Raw genomic sequence first — 14465 nt, 5'->3', positions numbered from 1 at the left:
CACTCTGTCTGCATCGGGTCTCTGGCCTCGCTCGCGGATTTTCCTTTTCCAACAAGAACTTTCGCCGTTTTCAGAGCCCGATGCACCTACTCGTGTGAGATATCCGGGTTAGCGCCGCACCGGGTCTTCGCCGTGGCAGCCGGTGTGACCGAAGCGGTTGAAACGCTGTTTCGTACTGTACCGCCGCACGGCGAGCGGAAGTTCGGTCGTCAGGGCCGTCAGGGCCTCGTCATCGCTCCACGCCGTCTCTTGGGTAAGAGCGGCCAGCATCTCGGCGGGGAGCAGGAGGCGGGCCGTCATTTTATCGACTGTCGCCGGGGTGTCGGACAGGCTCCAGGCCCGCACCACGTCGTACAGGCCGACATCGGCCGCCCGATGCAACAGGGTGTCGTACCCGGTGCGCGGCGCGCCGCTGGCGAGAAGCTCGTCCAGGCAGGCCGCGATTTCCAGTGACCTGCATGGGATGGCGGAGGCCGCCTCTGGCTCGGAGCCGGGGGCGCCTGAATGTGCTGTCGTCATGGATAATCTCCCTTGTGCCCACTCCCTTGTGCCCATCTTTTCATCCGGGACGGGTGGACCGCCGGCTTTGCAAAATGACGGCAAGCGGGAGGGGAGGCGGTGACCCGGCCTCCTACATGGGAATCGACGCGGACCCGGCGCAGGGGGGGCGGAGATCACGAACTGGGGATGTCCGGCAGGCGATGGGCGCGGAGCGCATCATCTCCGCCAGCCCGTACCCTTGCTTGCCCCCTGGCTGTGGAGATTCCCCCTGCCTGTCAAGGCGCGGTTACGTGGCCGGATGAGGGCGGGTCGCTGGCCGGGAAGCTGTCCTTCAGTTCTTCGTCCAGGTTGGCGTCGTCCTGCTCGGCCGTGTGGTCCGGCTTCTTGTCGTCGGGTTTTGGCGGTGTCGGTTTCGTGTCGCTCGACATGATGACCCTCCATTATCGGCGTGTGCCCCGATTGGCGCACGCACCGGAACCTCAACGTCGGATCGCCGAGGTTGTTCGCCTACCTGTCGGCCATGTGATGTTTCGCGCGGGGACCGGCCTTCATTGACACGACGGCCGATTGGTGATGCATGACCGCTGTCAGGCGGCCCCAGGCGGGGCTTTTGATGCAGCGTTCCAACCGGGTTATGATCGGTTCATGAAGTTCGTTCCTTGCCGTAGCCGGTATTGCCCTGTTCTCCACCGGGCCGTTGGTCCATGAGCGCGCGCCGGCCTGGGCCGACCCGGGGCTCGGCCCGACCCGATCTGTCCTCCGCCGACATGGAAAGCCCGCCCGTTCCGTCGGGTAGCCGCCTGTGGGCGCGCCTGCGCGCGGCCGTGCGCCTGTTCGCCATCATCTGCTGGGTGCCCTCGTCGGTGTCGTTCGAGGCGCTGCTGCTGCTGGTGCCGGGCACGGCGAAGATCCGCTGGACCCGCGTGATCTGGGGCGTGCTGTGCCGGCTGCTGTCGCTGACGATCCGTGTATCAGGCACCCGAGCCGGCACCGTGGGCGGTGCCAGGGCGCGGGCGCGCGGCGAACGGCCGGTGATCTATGTGTCCAACCATTGTTCATGGCTGGATGTGCCGGTGCTGGGTACCGTGCTGCCGTCGGTGTTCGTGGCCAAGGGCGATATCGGCGCCTGGCCGGTCATGGGTACCGTCTCGCGCATCGGGCGGACGATCTTCGTCAGCCGTCAGCGCAGCACCACCGGGCGCGAGCGCGACGAAATGGTCAGCCGTCTGATCGAGGGCGACAATCTGGTGCTGTTCCCTGAAGGCACGTCGTCGGACGGCATGCGTGTGCTGCCCTTCATGTCGGCCTTCTTCGCGATCGCCAAGATGCCGCCCATGCGCAAGGGGGCCGAGGCCGACCCGCCGATGCTGACCTACGCGCCCGGCATGGCACCGCTGATCCAGCCGGTTTCACTGGTCTATGACCGGTTGGACGGGCTGAACGTCAATCGCCATCGCCGGCCGGTCTTTTCCTGGTATGGCGACATGGATCTTGCGCCGCATGTCTGGCAGCTCCTGCAATGGCGTTCGATGCGCGCCAGCGTGATCCTGCATCCGCCGCTCGATCCCGATGCTTTCCCCAGCCGCAAGGCGCTGGCCCAGGCCGCGTGGAAGGCTGTGGCGGAAGGGGCGGCACAGTTGCGCCGCAATGCCGAGGACGTGGACCCGCAGGCTTCGTAGGAAGCCTGTCCCGTCGAAACGGGGCAGGCCGGGCGTCGAGGCCCCGTCAGTGGCGCGCGTGACGTTGCGCGCGGGGGTGGGCGGGCCATTCCATCAAGACATTTTCCACGGCTTGCGGATCGGTGCGGTCGGCCTCGGCGAACAGTTCGTCGGCGCGGGCCTGATCGCCTTCCTCCTCGGCCTTCAGCGCGGCTTCGGCCAGGCGGCGTGCCTGTTCGTGCTTTCCCGCATCGGCGTCGGTCGGGCGGTCCTCATTGTCGGCGAAGCGGGACATGGCTGCGGTTTCCTCGGATTGCCAAGCCTATGATGTGTGGTGGAGTCGCGACGCTGTCCAGTCCTCTCGTGAATGGAAGGGGTTGCTGCGTGGCGGCGCAACCTTGGGCTATCTTCGAGCGTTGGCGCGGTGTTCAGTCCGCGTCTTATTAAGTTAACGGGAATATCTGTTCGCCTGCGTATAGAAGCACAGGGGAGCCGGGTTCTGGCCGGACGGAGAGTGACCGCTGCTCAAAAAAGCCTGTCTCTTGCCATGATTCGAGCACAGGTGGTGGTCATTACAGACACGATCGGATTGGTTTTCATCAGGAGGGCATAATGGTCTATCTGGGAATGATGAGCCTGGCGTCGGGTCTGCTCATTGCCTGTGGCATTCAGGTCGCGCGATTCGTCGATACGCGGGTCGATCCGGACCTCTCGGCGCTGAACCGGTCGGCCGGTCTGGATATCTGACAGTCGCCATGATGGTGTCGGCATGATGCCTGCGGGCGCGGCGTCGCCGCGTCCGACGGGTTCGTGTTCTGCCGGTCTTTTTCAATGGAGATAGAGGTCATGCGTCGTTCCCTGCTGTTCGCCGGCCTGCTGATGGCGGCACCGGTCGCGGCCCTTGCGCCGGCTGAGGCACGTACTGTTCAGGTAACGGGCGAGTTCGTCCCGGTCGCCGGTGCGAACGAGCATCCGACAGGGACCGTGACCGGCAGATTGAATGAAAAACGCAATCTGCTGACCTATCGTATCGAATGGCGCGGATTGAGTGGTGCTGTCATGGCCGCCCATTTTCATGGTCCGGCCGATGCGGAACACGATGCCGGCGTGCTGGCACCGATCAAGGGGCCTTATACCAGCCCGTTAAGCGGCGCGGTGATCCTCACGCCCGAACAGGTCAACATGCTGCGGGCGGGTAAGATCTACGTCAATCTGCATACCGCCGCCCGGCCGGATGGCGAGGCGCGCGCCCAGTTGCAGGTTCACTGATCCCGCTCCCGCAGCGCCGGTCAATGGCCGGCGCTGCGGGAGAACAGGTTGATGACGGCAACCCCCAGCACGATCAGCGCCATGCCGGCCACGGCCGGGGCATCGAGGCGCTGTTTCAGCCAGATCCAGTTGATGGCGGAAATCAGGACGATGCCAGCGCCCGACCAGATGGCGTAGGCAATCCCCGTCGGCAGCACGCGCAGAGTCAGCGACAGGAAGAAAAAGGCGATCCCATAGCCGCCGAAGGTCAGCAGCGTGGGCACCGGTCGGGTGAACTGGTCCGTGTATTTCAGGCACGATGTAGCGAAGACCTCGGCGATGATGGCCATGGCGAGATGGAGATAGGCCGTCACGTCCTGCATGGTCCTCGATTGGGGGCTTCCGGCGGGTTCCGGTCCGGCGGATCATGCCTTAACCGGAACCTGCTTGGGAAGGTTCACCGAGGCTCTTCATGCCCCCGCCCGCGCGCGTTGCCGCGTGTCGATGGCTTCAGGGGTTGATGATCGTCGGGGATACCAGGATGCTGGCCAGGATCGCGGCGACCAGCACGGCCACGACGATGACGCCGCCGAGGATCTGCCTGCCTTTGTTCATCACTCTGTCGTCGCCGGGAATTCCGGCCAGACGTTTGTTGTCCATGACCTGTGTTCCTTCCATCCGGATGACGGCGTGCGGATCGCATGCGCCCGGGAGTCTGCCGGGAAATACATGCCGGGGTGCTGTCGGCATGTATCAGGCTCCTCACAGGCATCTGGTATGGCCGGGGCGCTGAACAAGCCGGGGCGGCGGCAATCATGCGTATGTGATGGGGCGCCCCGTCACCCCGGTGGCGCGGCGATGCTCAACCAGGCTCAGGACCGCAGCATTCGACGCTGACGGGGGTGCCGAGCACGTCGCCCGTCAGGCCACCGATCTGCTGCCGTGCCAGACGGCCGATCAGCAGCGCAGTCCCAGCCGTGACGCAACATGCGGGGCAGCGTGGCGGCCAGCCCGTCCCGCCGAACCGGCGTCATGACCGCGGACTGGACGGCCATCGCGGCTCGGCCTCCGTCTGACACGTTCTATGTGCGCCCGCTGACGCCCACACCGGCGGCACGGTGAATGCGTTGCTGGGGTCTTCGCTCGGGCGCGGCCCCAGATCCGGCAGCGGGTCCATGCCCATGTCACGAGCCAGCGCGTGATGCACGGTGTTGGCCGAACAGTGGGAAAGGCAGGTGTGGGGCCAGTCCCGTAGCGTGCAGCCGCCCACGCGGCGTCGCGGTGGTGCTGCATACGAAATCATCGAGCAGAACCGGGATGCGGCGATGCCGCATCGCCAGCACCGCATCCAGCATGGCCGCCGTCAGCGGATCGTTTTGGCAGGCGGCATGACGGGCCTGGGCGAGATCGACGATCAGGACCGTATGCGCCACGCCCTACGCATTCGGGTCGGTGCCGCAGAACAGTGCCGCCGCCAAGACGGCGGCGGATGTGGTGTTGCCGATTCTCACCTCGCTCACGCACAGCAGGTCGGTCTGCACGTTGACCATTGTATAACCGCTCGTGAGATCTTCGGCGAGTTGGTTGATCGCGGCGCCTCCGGCGACAAAATTGCCGACCATCTGGCCGCCCACGGTGAAACCCCATGGCGAACGGCCTCGTGATTACCGGCGAAGATTACGATCCGCACATGCTCCAGCATCGGCGCCGTGCGACCCTGGCATGCGCCCGGCCATGCGGTGAGATCCTTCAGGCGGCTGAGGCTGGCGCCTGGTTTCGTCGATGTGGCTGCGCGCGTGGCGATGGTCTGCCTGGCTGGGTCGTCGGGAGGTGCAGGTTCGTAAAGCTTGAAAAAACATGGTGGCGCGCGGATGGACGCGCATGGCGGGCTTTGTGTGGCGTTACGCCTCCGGTTGCAGGACATCAGGAGATAGGCAGGGGGGCAGCGCGGGGAACGGTGACCGACCACATGCTGACGCCGGGAGGCGGGCGATCGGGAAAGACGGTATGTCGGGTCACTGCGCCCCCGGATCTATCCGGATCTATATTGTCACCACCCATGCCTGGGATGGCGAAATGCAAGGACGAATCGTCCGGCTTCGCGACAATCGCGTCGCCGGTGGGTACATGCTGGAAGAACCTTCGACCCCATGGCCGCGTTGGAGGCCGCCGGGTCGGCATCGGCGCCGGTGGATTGCCTGTCCAGGCGATCGATCAATCTTATGCTTGCGGAACGCGATATCGCATCAGAGACCGATGGCTCAACCAACCCATGGCTGGTGTCGGCGAAGGCCGGATGATCGTGAAATGCGGCGATTGCTGCTTGAGATGCACCGGGATGAGCGGCGTGACGTTCTGTATCTGATGAGCGCATGGCTGGGCGTGTGCGGATGCATGCCATCCCGTTGCGATCATCGGCGGGGAGCGCGTCCTCCGTGCGGAGGACGCGAGGGCGTTGCTTCCGGGGCCGAGATCCCGCGATGATACTCATGCCCGTTCGTTCGAAGATTTTCGAAATCAAACCGCCATCGAGCCAGACCGGTCGGCCGGAGGGCGCCGGGAAATCGGCTGACAGCACGGCCGGTTTCTCGTCTCCGCCATTCCCGACGGCTGCGACGCGGGGTTCCGGTTGCTCTTCCCTTGCGTCGTGGCGTGTCGGATCGACAGCCGCGACGCGGATTCTGGAAGAAACGTGAACTTTTGTATCTTTTGGAAAATCTTATAAATAATAATAGAAAATGATAATTCATGCGGGACTGTGTTTTGGGATGACGCGATGGCATCCGCGGGTATGCAAGAAAAAATGAGACATGGTTCATGCTTTGACTTGACAGCGGCCGCCGCAACGCCGAGATGATGCCAAAGAAGAAAGATATTTTTTCGACCATCCAGGCAAGCCATCGGTGATGGCGGCGAATGAAAACGGTCTTTCAGAATTCCGGTTTCCGATCATGCCGGCATGGCGCGCGGTCTTCGGACTGTCGGTCGTTAAGACAACGAAAGGTTACACCTGTAATGAGTGATGAAACGAAAGCCACCCGTCGCCGGGCGTCCCGCAAGGATGTCGAGACTGTGGTGACGACGCCCGCAGCACCCGAGCCGGCGCCTGCGAAGCGTGGGCGCGGGAAGGCCAAGGCCGCCGCGACCAAGATTGAAACGGCTCCTGTCGCGCCGGCGCCCGTCGCGGCCAAGGTCGAGGAAAAGCCGGCGCGTCGCACGCGTGTTGCCAAGGCGGCCAAGGTGGCGGCCGAGCCGGTCGAGGCACCCGTGGTGCCTGCGCCCGCACGTCGCCGTGGCACGCCCCGTACGACGCTGAAGGTTGGCCCCGTTGCGGAAGAAGCGGTGACATCGCCCCGCAAGCCCGCCAAGAAGGCGGCTGCCAAGCCCGCCACCACGCGCAAGGCCGCGATCGTGGCGGCGCCGGTGGCCCCGGCCAAGGTGCCTGCCCGTGGCAAGGCTGCCACCGTGGTCGCCGCACCGGTCGAGGCTCCCAAGCGGGGTGCGAAGGCACGGGCCGCAGCGGTCGTGGAGGCCGAGCCGGTTTCGGTAAGAACCCGTAAAGCCCCGGCGAAGTCGGTCAAGGCGGCACCGGCGCCGGAAGTGAAGGCTCCGGCCGCGAAGGCCAAGGCTGCCGCCGGCCGCAAGGCCGCGCCGAAGGAAGTGGCCAAGCCGACGGCGAAGGTCGCGGTGAAGGCAGCGGCGAAGCCTGCCGCGAAGACCGTTGCGAAGGCCGCGAAAGTTCCGGCCAAGGGTGCCAAGGCGCCCGTGCCGGCCAAGAAGGCGGTTGCTGCCAAGGCCGCGCCGACGCCGCAGCGTGGAGCCGGTCGCCGTATGACGAAGGGTGATCGCACGGCGGTCGATGCATGGCGTGAAGCGCGCGAGGCGCGCAAGCAGGTGCGTCTGGCGCGTCTGGCTGCGGCGCGCGGTCAGTAATCTACGCCTGGCGCCACGCGCCGTAGGCGCAGGTGCTTCGTGCGGAAAGGGGGCGACACGTCATGGACGTGTCGCCCCCTTTTTTTGTCGTTGTCTCAAGGTGAGACGCAAAAAAAAGCCTGCGTCTGGAAACGGACGGCGGCTGTCCGCGCTGCGCGGGTAACTGGCATGTCCACGGTGGGTGTCTCGCGATTCATGCCGAATTGGTGATGGGGATTCGGTGGACGGTAGGCTGCCGGGGGTGGCACCGTGCCGCGGGCGGCTGACCGGATCTGCCGGTCGCGGCGACGTAATCTGACGTGACGGAGGATGACGACATGTCCGAATACCGACTGCATGCCGATCTGCCGATCGGCCTGAATGCGCAGGGCGAGCGGCAGGAGCATGATGCGATGGGCGCGCTGCCGGTGCCGGCCGATCGCTATTGGGGAGCGCAGACCCAGCGCAGCCTGATCCATTTTTCGATTGGCACCGACAGGATGCCGCTGGAACTCTGCCGGGCTTACGGCGTGGTGAAGAAAGCGGCGGCGCTGGTCAACCGGGCGGCCGGGCGCCTGCCCGACTGGAAGGCCGCCGCCATCATCCAGGCGGCGGACGAAGTCGCCGACGGGAAGTTGGACGCACATTTCCCATTGTTTGTCTGGCAGACCGGGTCGGGCACACAGACCAACATGAACGTCAACGAGGTTATCGCCAATCGCGCGATCCAGTTGCTGGGCGGCGAAGTGGGTAGCCAGAAGCCGATCCACCCCAATGACGATGTCAATATGGGGCAGTCCAGCAACGACACGTTTCCCACCGCCATGCATGTGGCAACGGTGCGCGGGATCGATGCGCGCCTGCTGCCGGAACTGGATGCGCTGGCCGGACTGATCGAAACGCGGTCGCGCGAATGGCAGGATGTCGTGAAAATCGGTCGCACCCATTTGCAGGATGCGGTGCCGCTGACGGTCGGTCAGGAATGGTCGGGATGGGCGCACCAGATTCGCGATGCCATGCGTGCCGTGGCGGCCGCGCGCGAGGGGGGGCTGGAACTGGCGGCCGGCGGCACGGCGGTAGGAACCGGACTGAACGCGCCGGCAGGTTTCGGCGAGGCGATCGCGGCTCGCCTCGCGGAACTGACCGGTGCGGGATTCGTGACCGCGCCCAATAAATTCGCCGCCCTCGCCGGGCTGGATGCGATGGTGCGCATATCGTCGGCCATTCGCGGATGCGCGGTGGTGCTGATGAAGATCGCCAATGATATGCGCTGGCTGGGTTCGGGGCCGCGTTGCGGGTTGGGGGAACTGGTGCTGCCGGCGAACGAGCCGGGATCGTCGATCATGCCGGGCAAGGTCAATCCGACCCAGTGCGAGGCCATGGTCATGATCTGTACCCAGATCCTGGGCAACGATGCCGCTGTTGCCTTCGCGGGGAGCCAGGGACAGTTCGAACTGAACGTGATGCGGCCGGTCGTGATCGCGAACGTGCTGCATTCGCTGCGGATACTGGCCGATGGCTGCCGGTCGTTCCGGACGTTCTCGGTCGAGGGTACGCATTTGAATCTCGAGCGGATTCGCCGCTATGTCGAGGGATCGGTGATGCTGGTAACGGCGCTGGCACCCACCATCGGCTATGACCGCGCCTCGGCGATCGCGCATGACGCGATGGAGCATGATCTGTCGCTGCGCGAGGCCGCGTTGCGATCCGGTCTGGTGAATGCGGAAACTTTCGATCGTCTGGTGCGGCCGATCGATATGGTAGGCCAAGGCACCGCCAGCGCCTGAGACCCTTCGTGTAAATGCGCGCTGGTGGCGATCCGACGCGCATCCGCTGTGCTCCGGTGCTCACGGCCCGTAAGGCCGCTCCGCTCCGGTGCTCGCGGACACACGCCGGCCATGCCGCTGCGCGGCACTCTCGCTCACCAGTCCACATTTCCACGAAGGGTCTTCGCAGTTCATCGGGCGACGGCGTTTGTGTTCCGGTTCTGATGGCGGCATCGTCGTGATCGGAAGACTGTCGGGTGGGGTTTTTCCGGTGAGGCCCTTTTAACGCCCCCGGATGTACGGCAGAAAATTGGGTCATGATGAATATCGTGTCGAATCTGTCGATGAAGCTGGTGCGGCGGCTGGACCCGGAGGAGGCGCATCGCCTCGCCCTGAATGCCCTTATGCTCGGTCTGGGGGGCGGTAGCGGCTCAGGTCGTGATGATCCGGCCCTGTCGGTGCGGGCGATGGGGTTGCGCTTTCCCAATCCGATCGGCATCGCCGCGGGTTTCGACAAGAACGCCCAGGTGATCCGGCCGCTGGCGCGGATCGGGTTCGGCTTTGTCGAAGCCGGCACGGTGACGCCGTTGCCGCAGGAAGGCAATCCGCGCCCGCGCCTGTTCCGGCTGACGGAAGACCGGGCGATCATCAACCGGATGGGCTTCAACAATCAGGGCATCGACCGGTTCGCCGTCCGATTGGCACGGCTGCATCGCCTGCCCGCCAAGGGCACCGGTGCCGGCGCGCGGGTGCCCGTGGGGGCCAATCTGGGCATCAACAAGAAGGGTGCCGATCCCGAGCGCGACTATCCCCGTCTGGTCGGGCGGGTGAAGCACTATGCCGATTATATCGTACTGAATCTGTCGTCGCCCAACACGCCCGGCCTGCGCGATCTGCAACAGGCCGACCGGTTGCAGGCGATTCTTCAGGCGATTGCCGAAGCCCATCCCGATCGGCCTCCGCTGCTGGTCAAGCTGGCGCCCGATCTGGCCCGCGACGATATCGGGCCGGTGATCGAGGCCGTGATTGCCGGCGGTGCGCAGGGTGTGACCGTAACCAACACCACCATTTCGCGGCCTGACGGGCTGCGCAGCCGGTATGCCAATGAAGCTGGCGGTCTGTCGGGGCGCCCGCTGCGCCCCCTGGCCGAGACGGTGTTGCGCGAGGCGGTGCGGATTGCCGCCGGGCGCCTGACCCTCGTGGCCTGTGGCGGCATCGAGACCGGGGCCGATATCGTGGACAGCGTGCGCGCCGGGGCCGATCTGGTGCAGCTTTACAGCGCATTCGCTTACGAAGGGCCGGGAATCGTGCGGCGCCTGAAGCGCGAGGTCGTCCGTGCCCTGAACGCCGAAGGGTTCGAGACGCTGGCCGATGCGAAAGGGACCGCATGATGCGTTTTCTCGATGGGTTCGCACCGCTGGCCGAGCAGTATGACGGCTTTATCGTCGATCTCTGGGGCGTGATCCATGACGGGATCAGCGCCTATCCGGGGGCGCGGGACACGCTGGCGGCGCTGCGCGCGGCCGGGAAGCGGGTCGTGCTGCTTTCCAACGCGCCCCGTCGGGTCTCGGTCGTGTGTGACGGATTGCGCGCCATGGGCGTGGCGGACGATCTGTATGATGGCGTGATGACCAGCGGCGAATATACGCGCGGACTGCTGGCCGAGCGTTCCGACCCGTGGTTCGCCGGGCTCGGTCGGCGGATGCTGCATCTGGGGGCACCCAAGGATTATAACCTGTTCGAAGGACTGGATCTGGAACGGGTCGAAGACCCGGCCGAGGCCGATTTCCTCCTGAATACCGGACCGAACCCCGAACAGGGCGAAGGCGATCCCGCGCCCTATCTGCCGTTGCTGGACGCCTGTGCCGCGCGCGGGCTGAAGATGGTGTGCGCCAACCCCGATCTGGAAGTGATCCGGGGTGGCCGGCGCCTGATCTGCGCCGGTCTGCTGGCCAGCCTGTATGAGCAGAAAGGCTGCGCCGTCCGCTGGATCGGCAAGCCGCATCCGGAGGTCTATGGCCCGGTCCTGCGCATGCTCGACGTGCCGCGTGCGCGCGTGCTGGCGGTGGGCGACGCGCTGGCCACCGATATGCGCGGGGCAAAGGCGGTCGGGGTCGATGGGTGCTGGGTGCTGGGCGGCATCCATCAGGAAATGATCGGCGACGACACCGCGCTGGCCGAAGCGGAGGCGTCCTCGGCCGGGCTGGCACCGGTCGCCTGCGTGCCGTCCTTCCGCTGGGCAGCCTGAGCGGGGCTCGGTGCGCGGGCTTGATCCTCGCCCGACACGACGCGCGCCGGATCGCCGCCAGCGCGTATTGCCGATCAGGCTTTCAGGCTCTGCCGGCTTGGTCGGTCAAGTGGATGGGGTCCATATTGATGGTCGCCAGGGCCTGACGCCATTTGGCGCCGTGATCCAGGCCGAACAGGATCTCGTTGCTGGGCGGGGCGGGAAGCCAGGCGTTGCGGCGGATGATCTCGTCTTCCAGTTGATCGTCGCGCCAGCTCGCGTGGCCCAATGCCAGCAGGGCGTTGCGGGGGCCGGCACCATCGGCGATGTCGCGCAGCACGTCCAGGCTGGCGGTCAACGTCGTGCCGTTATCGACTGACAGGCTGCTGTCGCCGCTCCAGTCCGAGGAATGCAGCACGAAGCCCCGGCCGCCATCCACCGGGCCACCCGCACAGAGCGCGATTCGCCGACGTGGCGGTACCGGGGCGATGCCAAGGCGCTCCAGCACGTCGTCAAGGCCCGGCTGCGACAACCGGCGATTGACGATCAGCCCCATCGCGCCCTCTCCGGGCACATGGGCGCAGAGAAAGATCACGGTGCGGGCGAAAGGGCTGTCCGCCAAGGCCGGGGAGGCGACAAGCAGGGAGCCCGTAAGGGAGTCGGCGGACGTCTGGGATAGGGGAAACATTCTTTTTACATAGACCAAGAACCGCCGGGTATTGCAACCGCGGCGGGCCGATTTGCGACCACACGGCGATTGGCGCTTAACTCTTCACGACAAGATGGCGAAGGAGCATCCAGAGATGACGAAGATTGTTCTGGTGACGGGGGCGACGGCCGGTTTCGGCAAGGCGATCGCGGAACGGCTGGTGGGCGATGGCTATCGGGTGATTGCCACCGGGCGCCGCCGCGACAGGCTGGACGCGCTGGCCGGATCGCTGGGGCCGGCGCTGTTGCCGCTGGTGCTGGACATGGATGACGCCGCCGCCCTGCGCGTGCTGCCGGCCAGCCTGCCCGAAGGATGGCAGGAGGTGGATATTCTGGTCAACAATGCCGGTCTCGCGCTGGGCGTGGGCAAGGCGCAGGACAGCGCGGTGGCCGACTGGCGGCAGATGATCGAGACCAATATCGCAGGGCTGGTCGAGATCACGCATGCGCTGCTGCCGGGCATGGTGGCGCGTGATCGCGGCCATATCGTTTCGATCGGCAGCACCGCCGGCACCTACCCGTATCTGGGCGGCAACGTCTATGGCGGCACCAAGGCGTTCGTGGCGCAGTTCATGCGCAATCTGCGGTGCGACCTGCTGGGCACGAAGGTGCGGGCGACGAATCTGGAGCCGGGCCTGTGTGGCGGCAGCGAATTCAGCAATGTGCGCCTGCGTGACGATTCCAAGGCGGCGGCCGTGTATCAGGATACCCATCCGATCCAGCCGGAGGATATCGCCGAGACCGTGGCCTGGGTGCTGGGTCTGCCCGCGCACGTCAACATCAACCGCATCGAGATGATGCCGACCTGTCAGGCGGCCGGCGGTCTGGCCGTGGCCCGTGGGCTGGAGGTTTGACCATGACCGAGAACGCGATCGACCTCAAGACGCTGCTGCATCGCTGCCGGATCGAAGACGGTGCAAGCTTCGACCTCGTGCAGCACCCGACCCGCGTCGCCCAGATCAGGGATATCGACAAGGCGGCGGGCAAGCATCTGCTGCGCCAGGGGGTGAAGCGCCTCGCGGCCTTGCAGGAACTGCTCTATGCCAACGGCACATGGTCGCTGCTGCTGGTGTTCCAGGCGATGGATGCCGGCGGCAAGGACGGGATGATCAAGCATGTGATGTCCGGGGTGAATCCCCAGGGCGTGACGGTGACGTCGTTCAAACAGCCGGGGCCGGTCGAACTCTCGCATGATTATCTGTGGCGCGTGCATCTGGTCGCGCCGTCCAGCGGGCGGATCGGGATCTTCAACCGCAGCCATTACGAGGAGGTTCTCGTCACGCGGGTGCATCCCGACCTGCTGGTGAAGCAGAAGATCCCGGCCAGCCTGCGCGATGGCGCGATCTGGGATGAGCGGTATCGCGATATCAAGCATTTCGAGCATTACCTGTCGCGGCAGGGCACGGTCGTGCTGAAATTCTTCCTGAACCTGTCGAAGGAAGAACAGCGGAAACGCTTCCTGCGCCGGATCGACCTGGACGAGAAGCACTGGAAATTCTCGGTTTCCGACGCGCGGGAGCGCGAACATTGGGACGCCTATCGCGATGCCTATCGCGAGGCGATCCGCAATACCGCCCAGCCCAGCGCCCCATGGTTCGTGATTCCGGCCGATCGGAAATGGATGGCACGGCTGCTGGTGATGGAGACGATCATCGAGGCCCTGGAGGGGCTGAAGCTGAGCGTGCCGGACCCGGCGCCCGATATCGTCCGCGACATGGCGGCGGTGCGTCAGGAACTCGAAGCCCAGGCACCGAAGGCGAAGCACGGATGATGATGGAACGGACAGGGGTGTTGCGCATGGAGCGACGTGGCGGGCATGGCAGGCGGGCATGGGCGCTCGTCGCGGGTCTGGCGCTTGCCATGACCATGCGTGGAGCCCATGCGCAGGAGGCGATCGGGCCGGCCTGCGACAACCGGCATTTCCTGGCGGTGCAACAGGCGTTCGAGGGCGGATCGCTGCGCGGGGACCAGCCCGTGCATGTCTGCGGCCGGGTGATCGCGGTATCCCGCCCGCGGCAGACGCGCAGCGGGTGGCACGGATATTTCTATGTCGATGTCGGGCAGGGCGTGTCGATCCGCATCGTATCGGATCTGGACCGGATGGCGGCACCGGCATGGCCGTGGGTGGCCAAGGGCGATGCTGTCGATGTCGTGGGGCGGTATTATTACGACAATCCGCGAAGCCAGGGCATCGACTGGACCCATCGCGGCACGGGCCGGAAGTGGGGGATGCCGGGATATGTCAGCGTTAACGGGGTACGGTATCAGTAGTCTTTGCGGGGGCGGGTTTTTGTGGGGCTCTGCCCCACGCCCCGCCAAAGGCGGCGCCTTTGGAAAGGCTCTGTTATCGTTAAGTGTTGGGTTTGGGATCGTTGTGCTGTTTTGTGCGTTTCATCTTATGTTTCCTGGAGGGAAGCGAGATGGACCGCGAAGCCTTTGGACTGC

Annotated in this window: 18 protein-coding genes and 1 pseudogene; 10 read left to right on the top strand and 9 right to left on the bottom strand. The window is 65.4% G+C overall.

Annotation, left to right across the window (positions count from 1 at the left end):
* Nucleotides 1-108: 108 nt before the first annotated feature.
* Both HLH25_RS19445 and HLH25_RS19440 read right to left on the bottom strand, forming a co-directional pair.
* Nucleotides 109-519, bottom strand: coding sequence for a hypothetical protein (locus HLH25_RS19445; RefSeq protein ID WP_182975658.1), 411 nt, complete (start codon nucleotides 517-519; stop codon nucleotides 109-111).
* Nucleotides 520-776: 257 nt separating this feature from the next.
* Complete coding sequence (locus HLH25_RS19440; RefSeq protein ID WP_182975657.1) at nucleotides 777-929, bottom strand: hypothetical protein; 153 nt, start codon at nucleotides 927-929, stop codon at nucleotides 777-779.
* Between the two features lie 339 nt (nucleotides 930-1268).
* Between HLH25_RS19440 and HLH25_RS19435 the strand changes: the two genes are divergently transcribed.
* Nucleotides 1269-2180 carry a lysophospholipid acyltransferase family protein gene (locus HLH25_RS19435; RefSeq protein ID WP_246402859.1) on the top strand — a complete coding sequence of 304 codons (912 nt, stop codon included), beginning with the start codon at nucleotides 1269-1271 and terminating at the stop codon, nucleotides 2178-2180.
* 46 nt (nucleotides 2181-2226) lie between these two features.
* Here the strand turns inward: HLH25_RS19435 and HLH25_RS19430 are convergent, their stop codons facing one another.
* The gene (locus HLH25_RS19430) at nucleotides 2227-2454 is read right to left on the bottom strand and encodes a hypothetical protein (protein WP_182975655.1); all 228 of its coding nucleotides are present in this window, start codon (nucleotides 2452-2454) and stop codon (nucleotides 2227-2229) included.
* Between the two features lie 317 nt (nucleotides 2455-2771).
* Between HLH25_RS19430 and HLH25_RS20605 the strand changes: the two genes are divergently transcribed.
* Both HLH25_RS20605 and HLH25_RS19425 read left to right on the top strand, forming a co-directional pair.
* Nucleotides 2772-2906 carry a hypothetical protein gene (locus tag HLH25_RS20605; RefSeq protein ID WP_255318174.1) on the top strand — a complete coding sequence of 45 codons (135 nt, stop codon included), beginning with the start codon at nucleotides 2772-2774 and terminating at the stop codon, nucleotides 2904-2906.
* Nucleotides 2907-3005: 99 nt separating this feature from the next.
* Complete coding sequence (locus tag HLH25_RS19425) at nucleotides 3006-3428, top strand: CHRD domain-containing protein (protein ID WP_182975654.1); 423 nt, start codon at nucleotides 3006-3008, stop codon at nucleotides 3426-3428.
* 20 nt (nucleotides 3429-3448) lie between these two features.
* Here the strand turns inward: HLH25_RS19425 and HLH25_RS19420 are convergent, their stop codons facing one another.
* The 5 genes and pseudogenes from HLH25_RS19420 to HLH25_RS20810 all read right to left on the bottom strand — a co-directional run.
* Nucleotides 3449-3781 carry a DMT family transporter gene (locus tag HLH25_RS19420; protein ID WP_182975653.1) on the bottom strand — a complete coding sequence of 111 codons (333 nt, stop codon included), beginning with the start codon at nucleotides 3779-3781 and terminating at the stop codon, nucleotides 3449-3451.
* 136 nt (nucleotides 3782-3917) lie between these two features.
* Complete coding sequence (locus tag HLH25_RS19415; protein ID WP_182975652.1) at nucleotides 3918-4067, bottom strand: hypothetical protein; 150 nt, start codon at nucleotides 4065-4067, stop codon at nucleotides 3918-3920.
* Nucleotides 4068-4591: 524 nt separating this feature from the next.
* Nucleotides 4592-4840: a nicotinate-nucleotide--dimethylbenzimidazole phosphoribosyltransferase family protein gene (locus HLH25_RS19410; protein WP_182975651.1), complete on the bottom strand. Its 249-nt coding sequence runs from the start codon at nucleotides 4838-4840 to the stop codon at nucleotides 4592-4594.
* A 3-nt stretch (nucleotides 4841-4843) separates the two neighbouring features.
* On the bottom strand, nucleotides 4844-5029 hold the full coding sequence (locus HLH25_RS20430; RefSeq protein ID WP_246402858.1) for a hypothetical protein: 186 nt from the start codon (nucleotides 5027-5029) through the stop codon (nucleotides 4844-4846).
* Nucleotides 5030-5082: 53 nt separating this feature from the next.
* Nucleotides 5083-5331, bottom strand: a pseudogene (locus HLH25_RS20810) (nicotinate-nucleotide--dimethylbenzimidazole phosphoribosyltransferase); the annotation flags it as partial.
* Between the two features lie 1091 nt (nucleotides 5332-6422).
* Between HLH25_RS20810 and HLH25_RS19400 the strand changes: the two are divergent.
* From HLH25_RS19400 to HLH25_RS19385, 4 genes are all read left to right on the top strand, one after another.
* Nucleotides 6423-7340, top strand: coding sequence for a hypothetical protein (locus HLH25_RS19400; protein ID WP_182975649.1), 918 nt, complete (start codon nucleotides 6423-6425; stop codon nucleotides 7338-7340).
* Between the two features lie 317 nt (nucleotides 7341-7657).
* Complete coding sequence (gene fumC / locus HLH25_RS19395) at nucleotides 7658-9106, top strand: class II fumarate hydratase (RefSeq protein WP_182975648.1); 1449 nt, start codon at nucleotides 7658-7660, stop codon at nucleotides 9104-9106.
* A 299-nt stretch (nucleotides 9107-9405) separates the two neighbouring features.
* Nucleotides 9406-10476 carry a quinone-dependent dihydroorotate dehydrogenase gene (locus HLH25_RS19390; RefSeq protein WP_182975660.1) on the top strand — a complete coding sequence of 357 codons (1071 nt, stop codon included), beginning with the start codon at nucleotides 9406-9408 and terminating at the stop codon, nucleotides 10474-10476.
* Complete coding sequence (locus HLH25_RS19385; protein ID WP_343065519.1) at nucleotides 10368-11333, top strand: TIGR01459 family HAD-type hydrolase; 966 nt, start codon at nucleotides 10368-10370, stop codon at nucleotides 11331-11333. Before HLH25_RS19390 ends, HLH25_RS19385 begins: the two co-directional genes overlap by 109 nt.
* Before the next feature lie 82 nt (nucleotides 11334-11415).
* On the opposite strand, the gene HLH25_RS19380 is transcribed toward HLH25_RS19385, so the two are convergent.
* Entirely contained in the window at nucleotides 11416-12000 is a 585-nt protein-coding gene (locus HLH25_RS19380; protein ID WP_182975646.1) for a YqgE/AlgH family protein, read from the bottom strand.
* 115 nt (nucleotides 12001-12115) lie between these two features.
* On the opposite strand from HLH25_RS19380, the gene HLH25_RS19375 reads away from it, so the two are divergent.
* The 3 genes from HLH25_RS19375 (at nucleotide 12116) to HLH25_RS19365 (ending at nucleotide 14291) form a co-directional block, all read left to right on the top strand.
* Nucleotides 12116-12874 carry an SDR family NAD(P)-dependent oxidoreductase gene (locus HLH25_RS19375; protein WP_182975645.1) on the top strand — a complete coding sequence of 253 codons (759 nt, stop codon included), beginning with the start codon at nucleotides 12116-12118 and terminating at the stop codon, nucleotides 12872-12874.
* 2 nt (nucleotides 12875-12876) lie between these two features.
* On the top strand, nucleotides 12877-13791 hold the full coding sequence (locus HLH25_RS19370; protein ID WP_182975644.1) for a polyphosphate kinase 2 family protein: 915 nt from the start codon (nucleotides 12877-12879) through the stop codon (nucleotides 13789-13791).
* Between the two features lie 89 nt (nucleotides 13792-13880).
* Nucleotides 13881-14291 (top strand): DUF3465 domain-containing protein, encoded by a 411-nt coding sequence (locus HLH25_RS19365; protein WP_182975659.1) that lies wholly within the window; start codon nucleotides 13881-13883, stop codon nucleotides 14289-14291.
* The last annotated feature ends 174 nt before the right edge of the window (nucleotides 14292-14465 follow it).

The sequence above is a fragment of the Gluconacetobacter dulcium genome, from assembly GCF_014174165.1.
Classification (GTDB): domain Bacteria; phylum Pseudomonadota; class Alphaproteobacteria; order Acetobacterales; family Acetobacteraceae; genus Gluconacetobacter; species Gluconacetobacter dulcium.
Note: the sequence above shows the minus strand (reverse complement) of the source record. Positions and strands in the feature narration are given on the sequence as shown.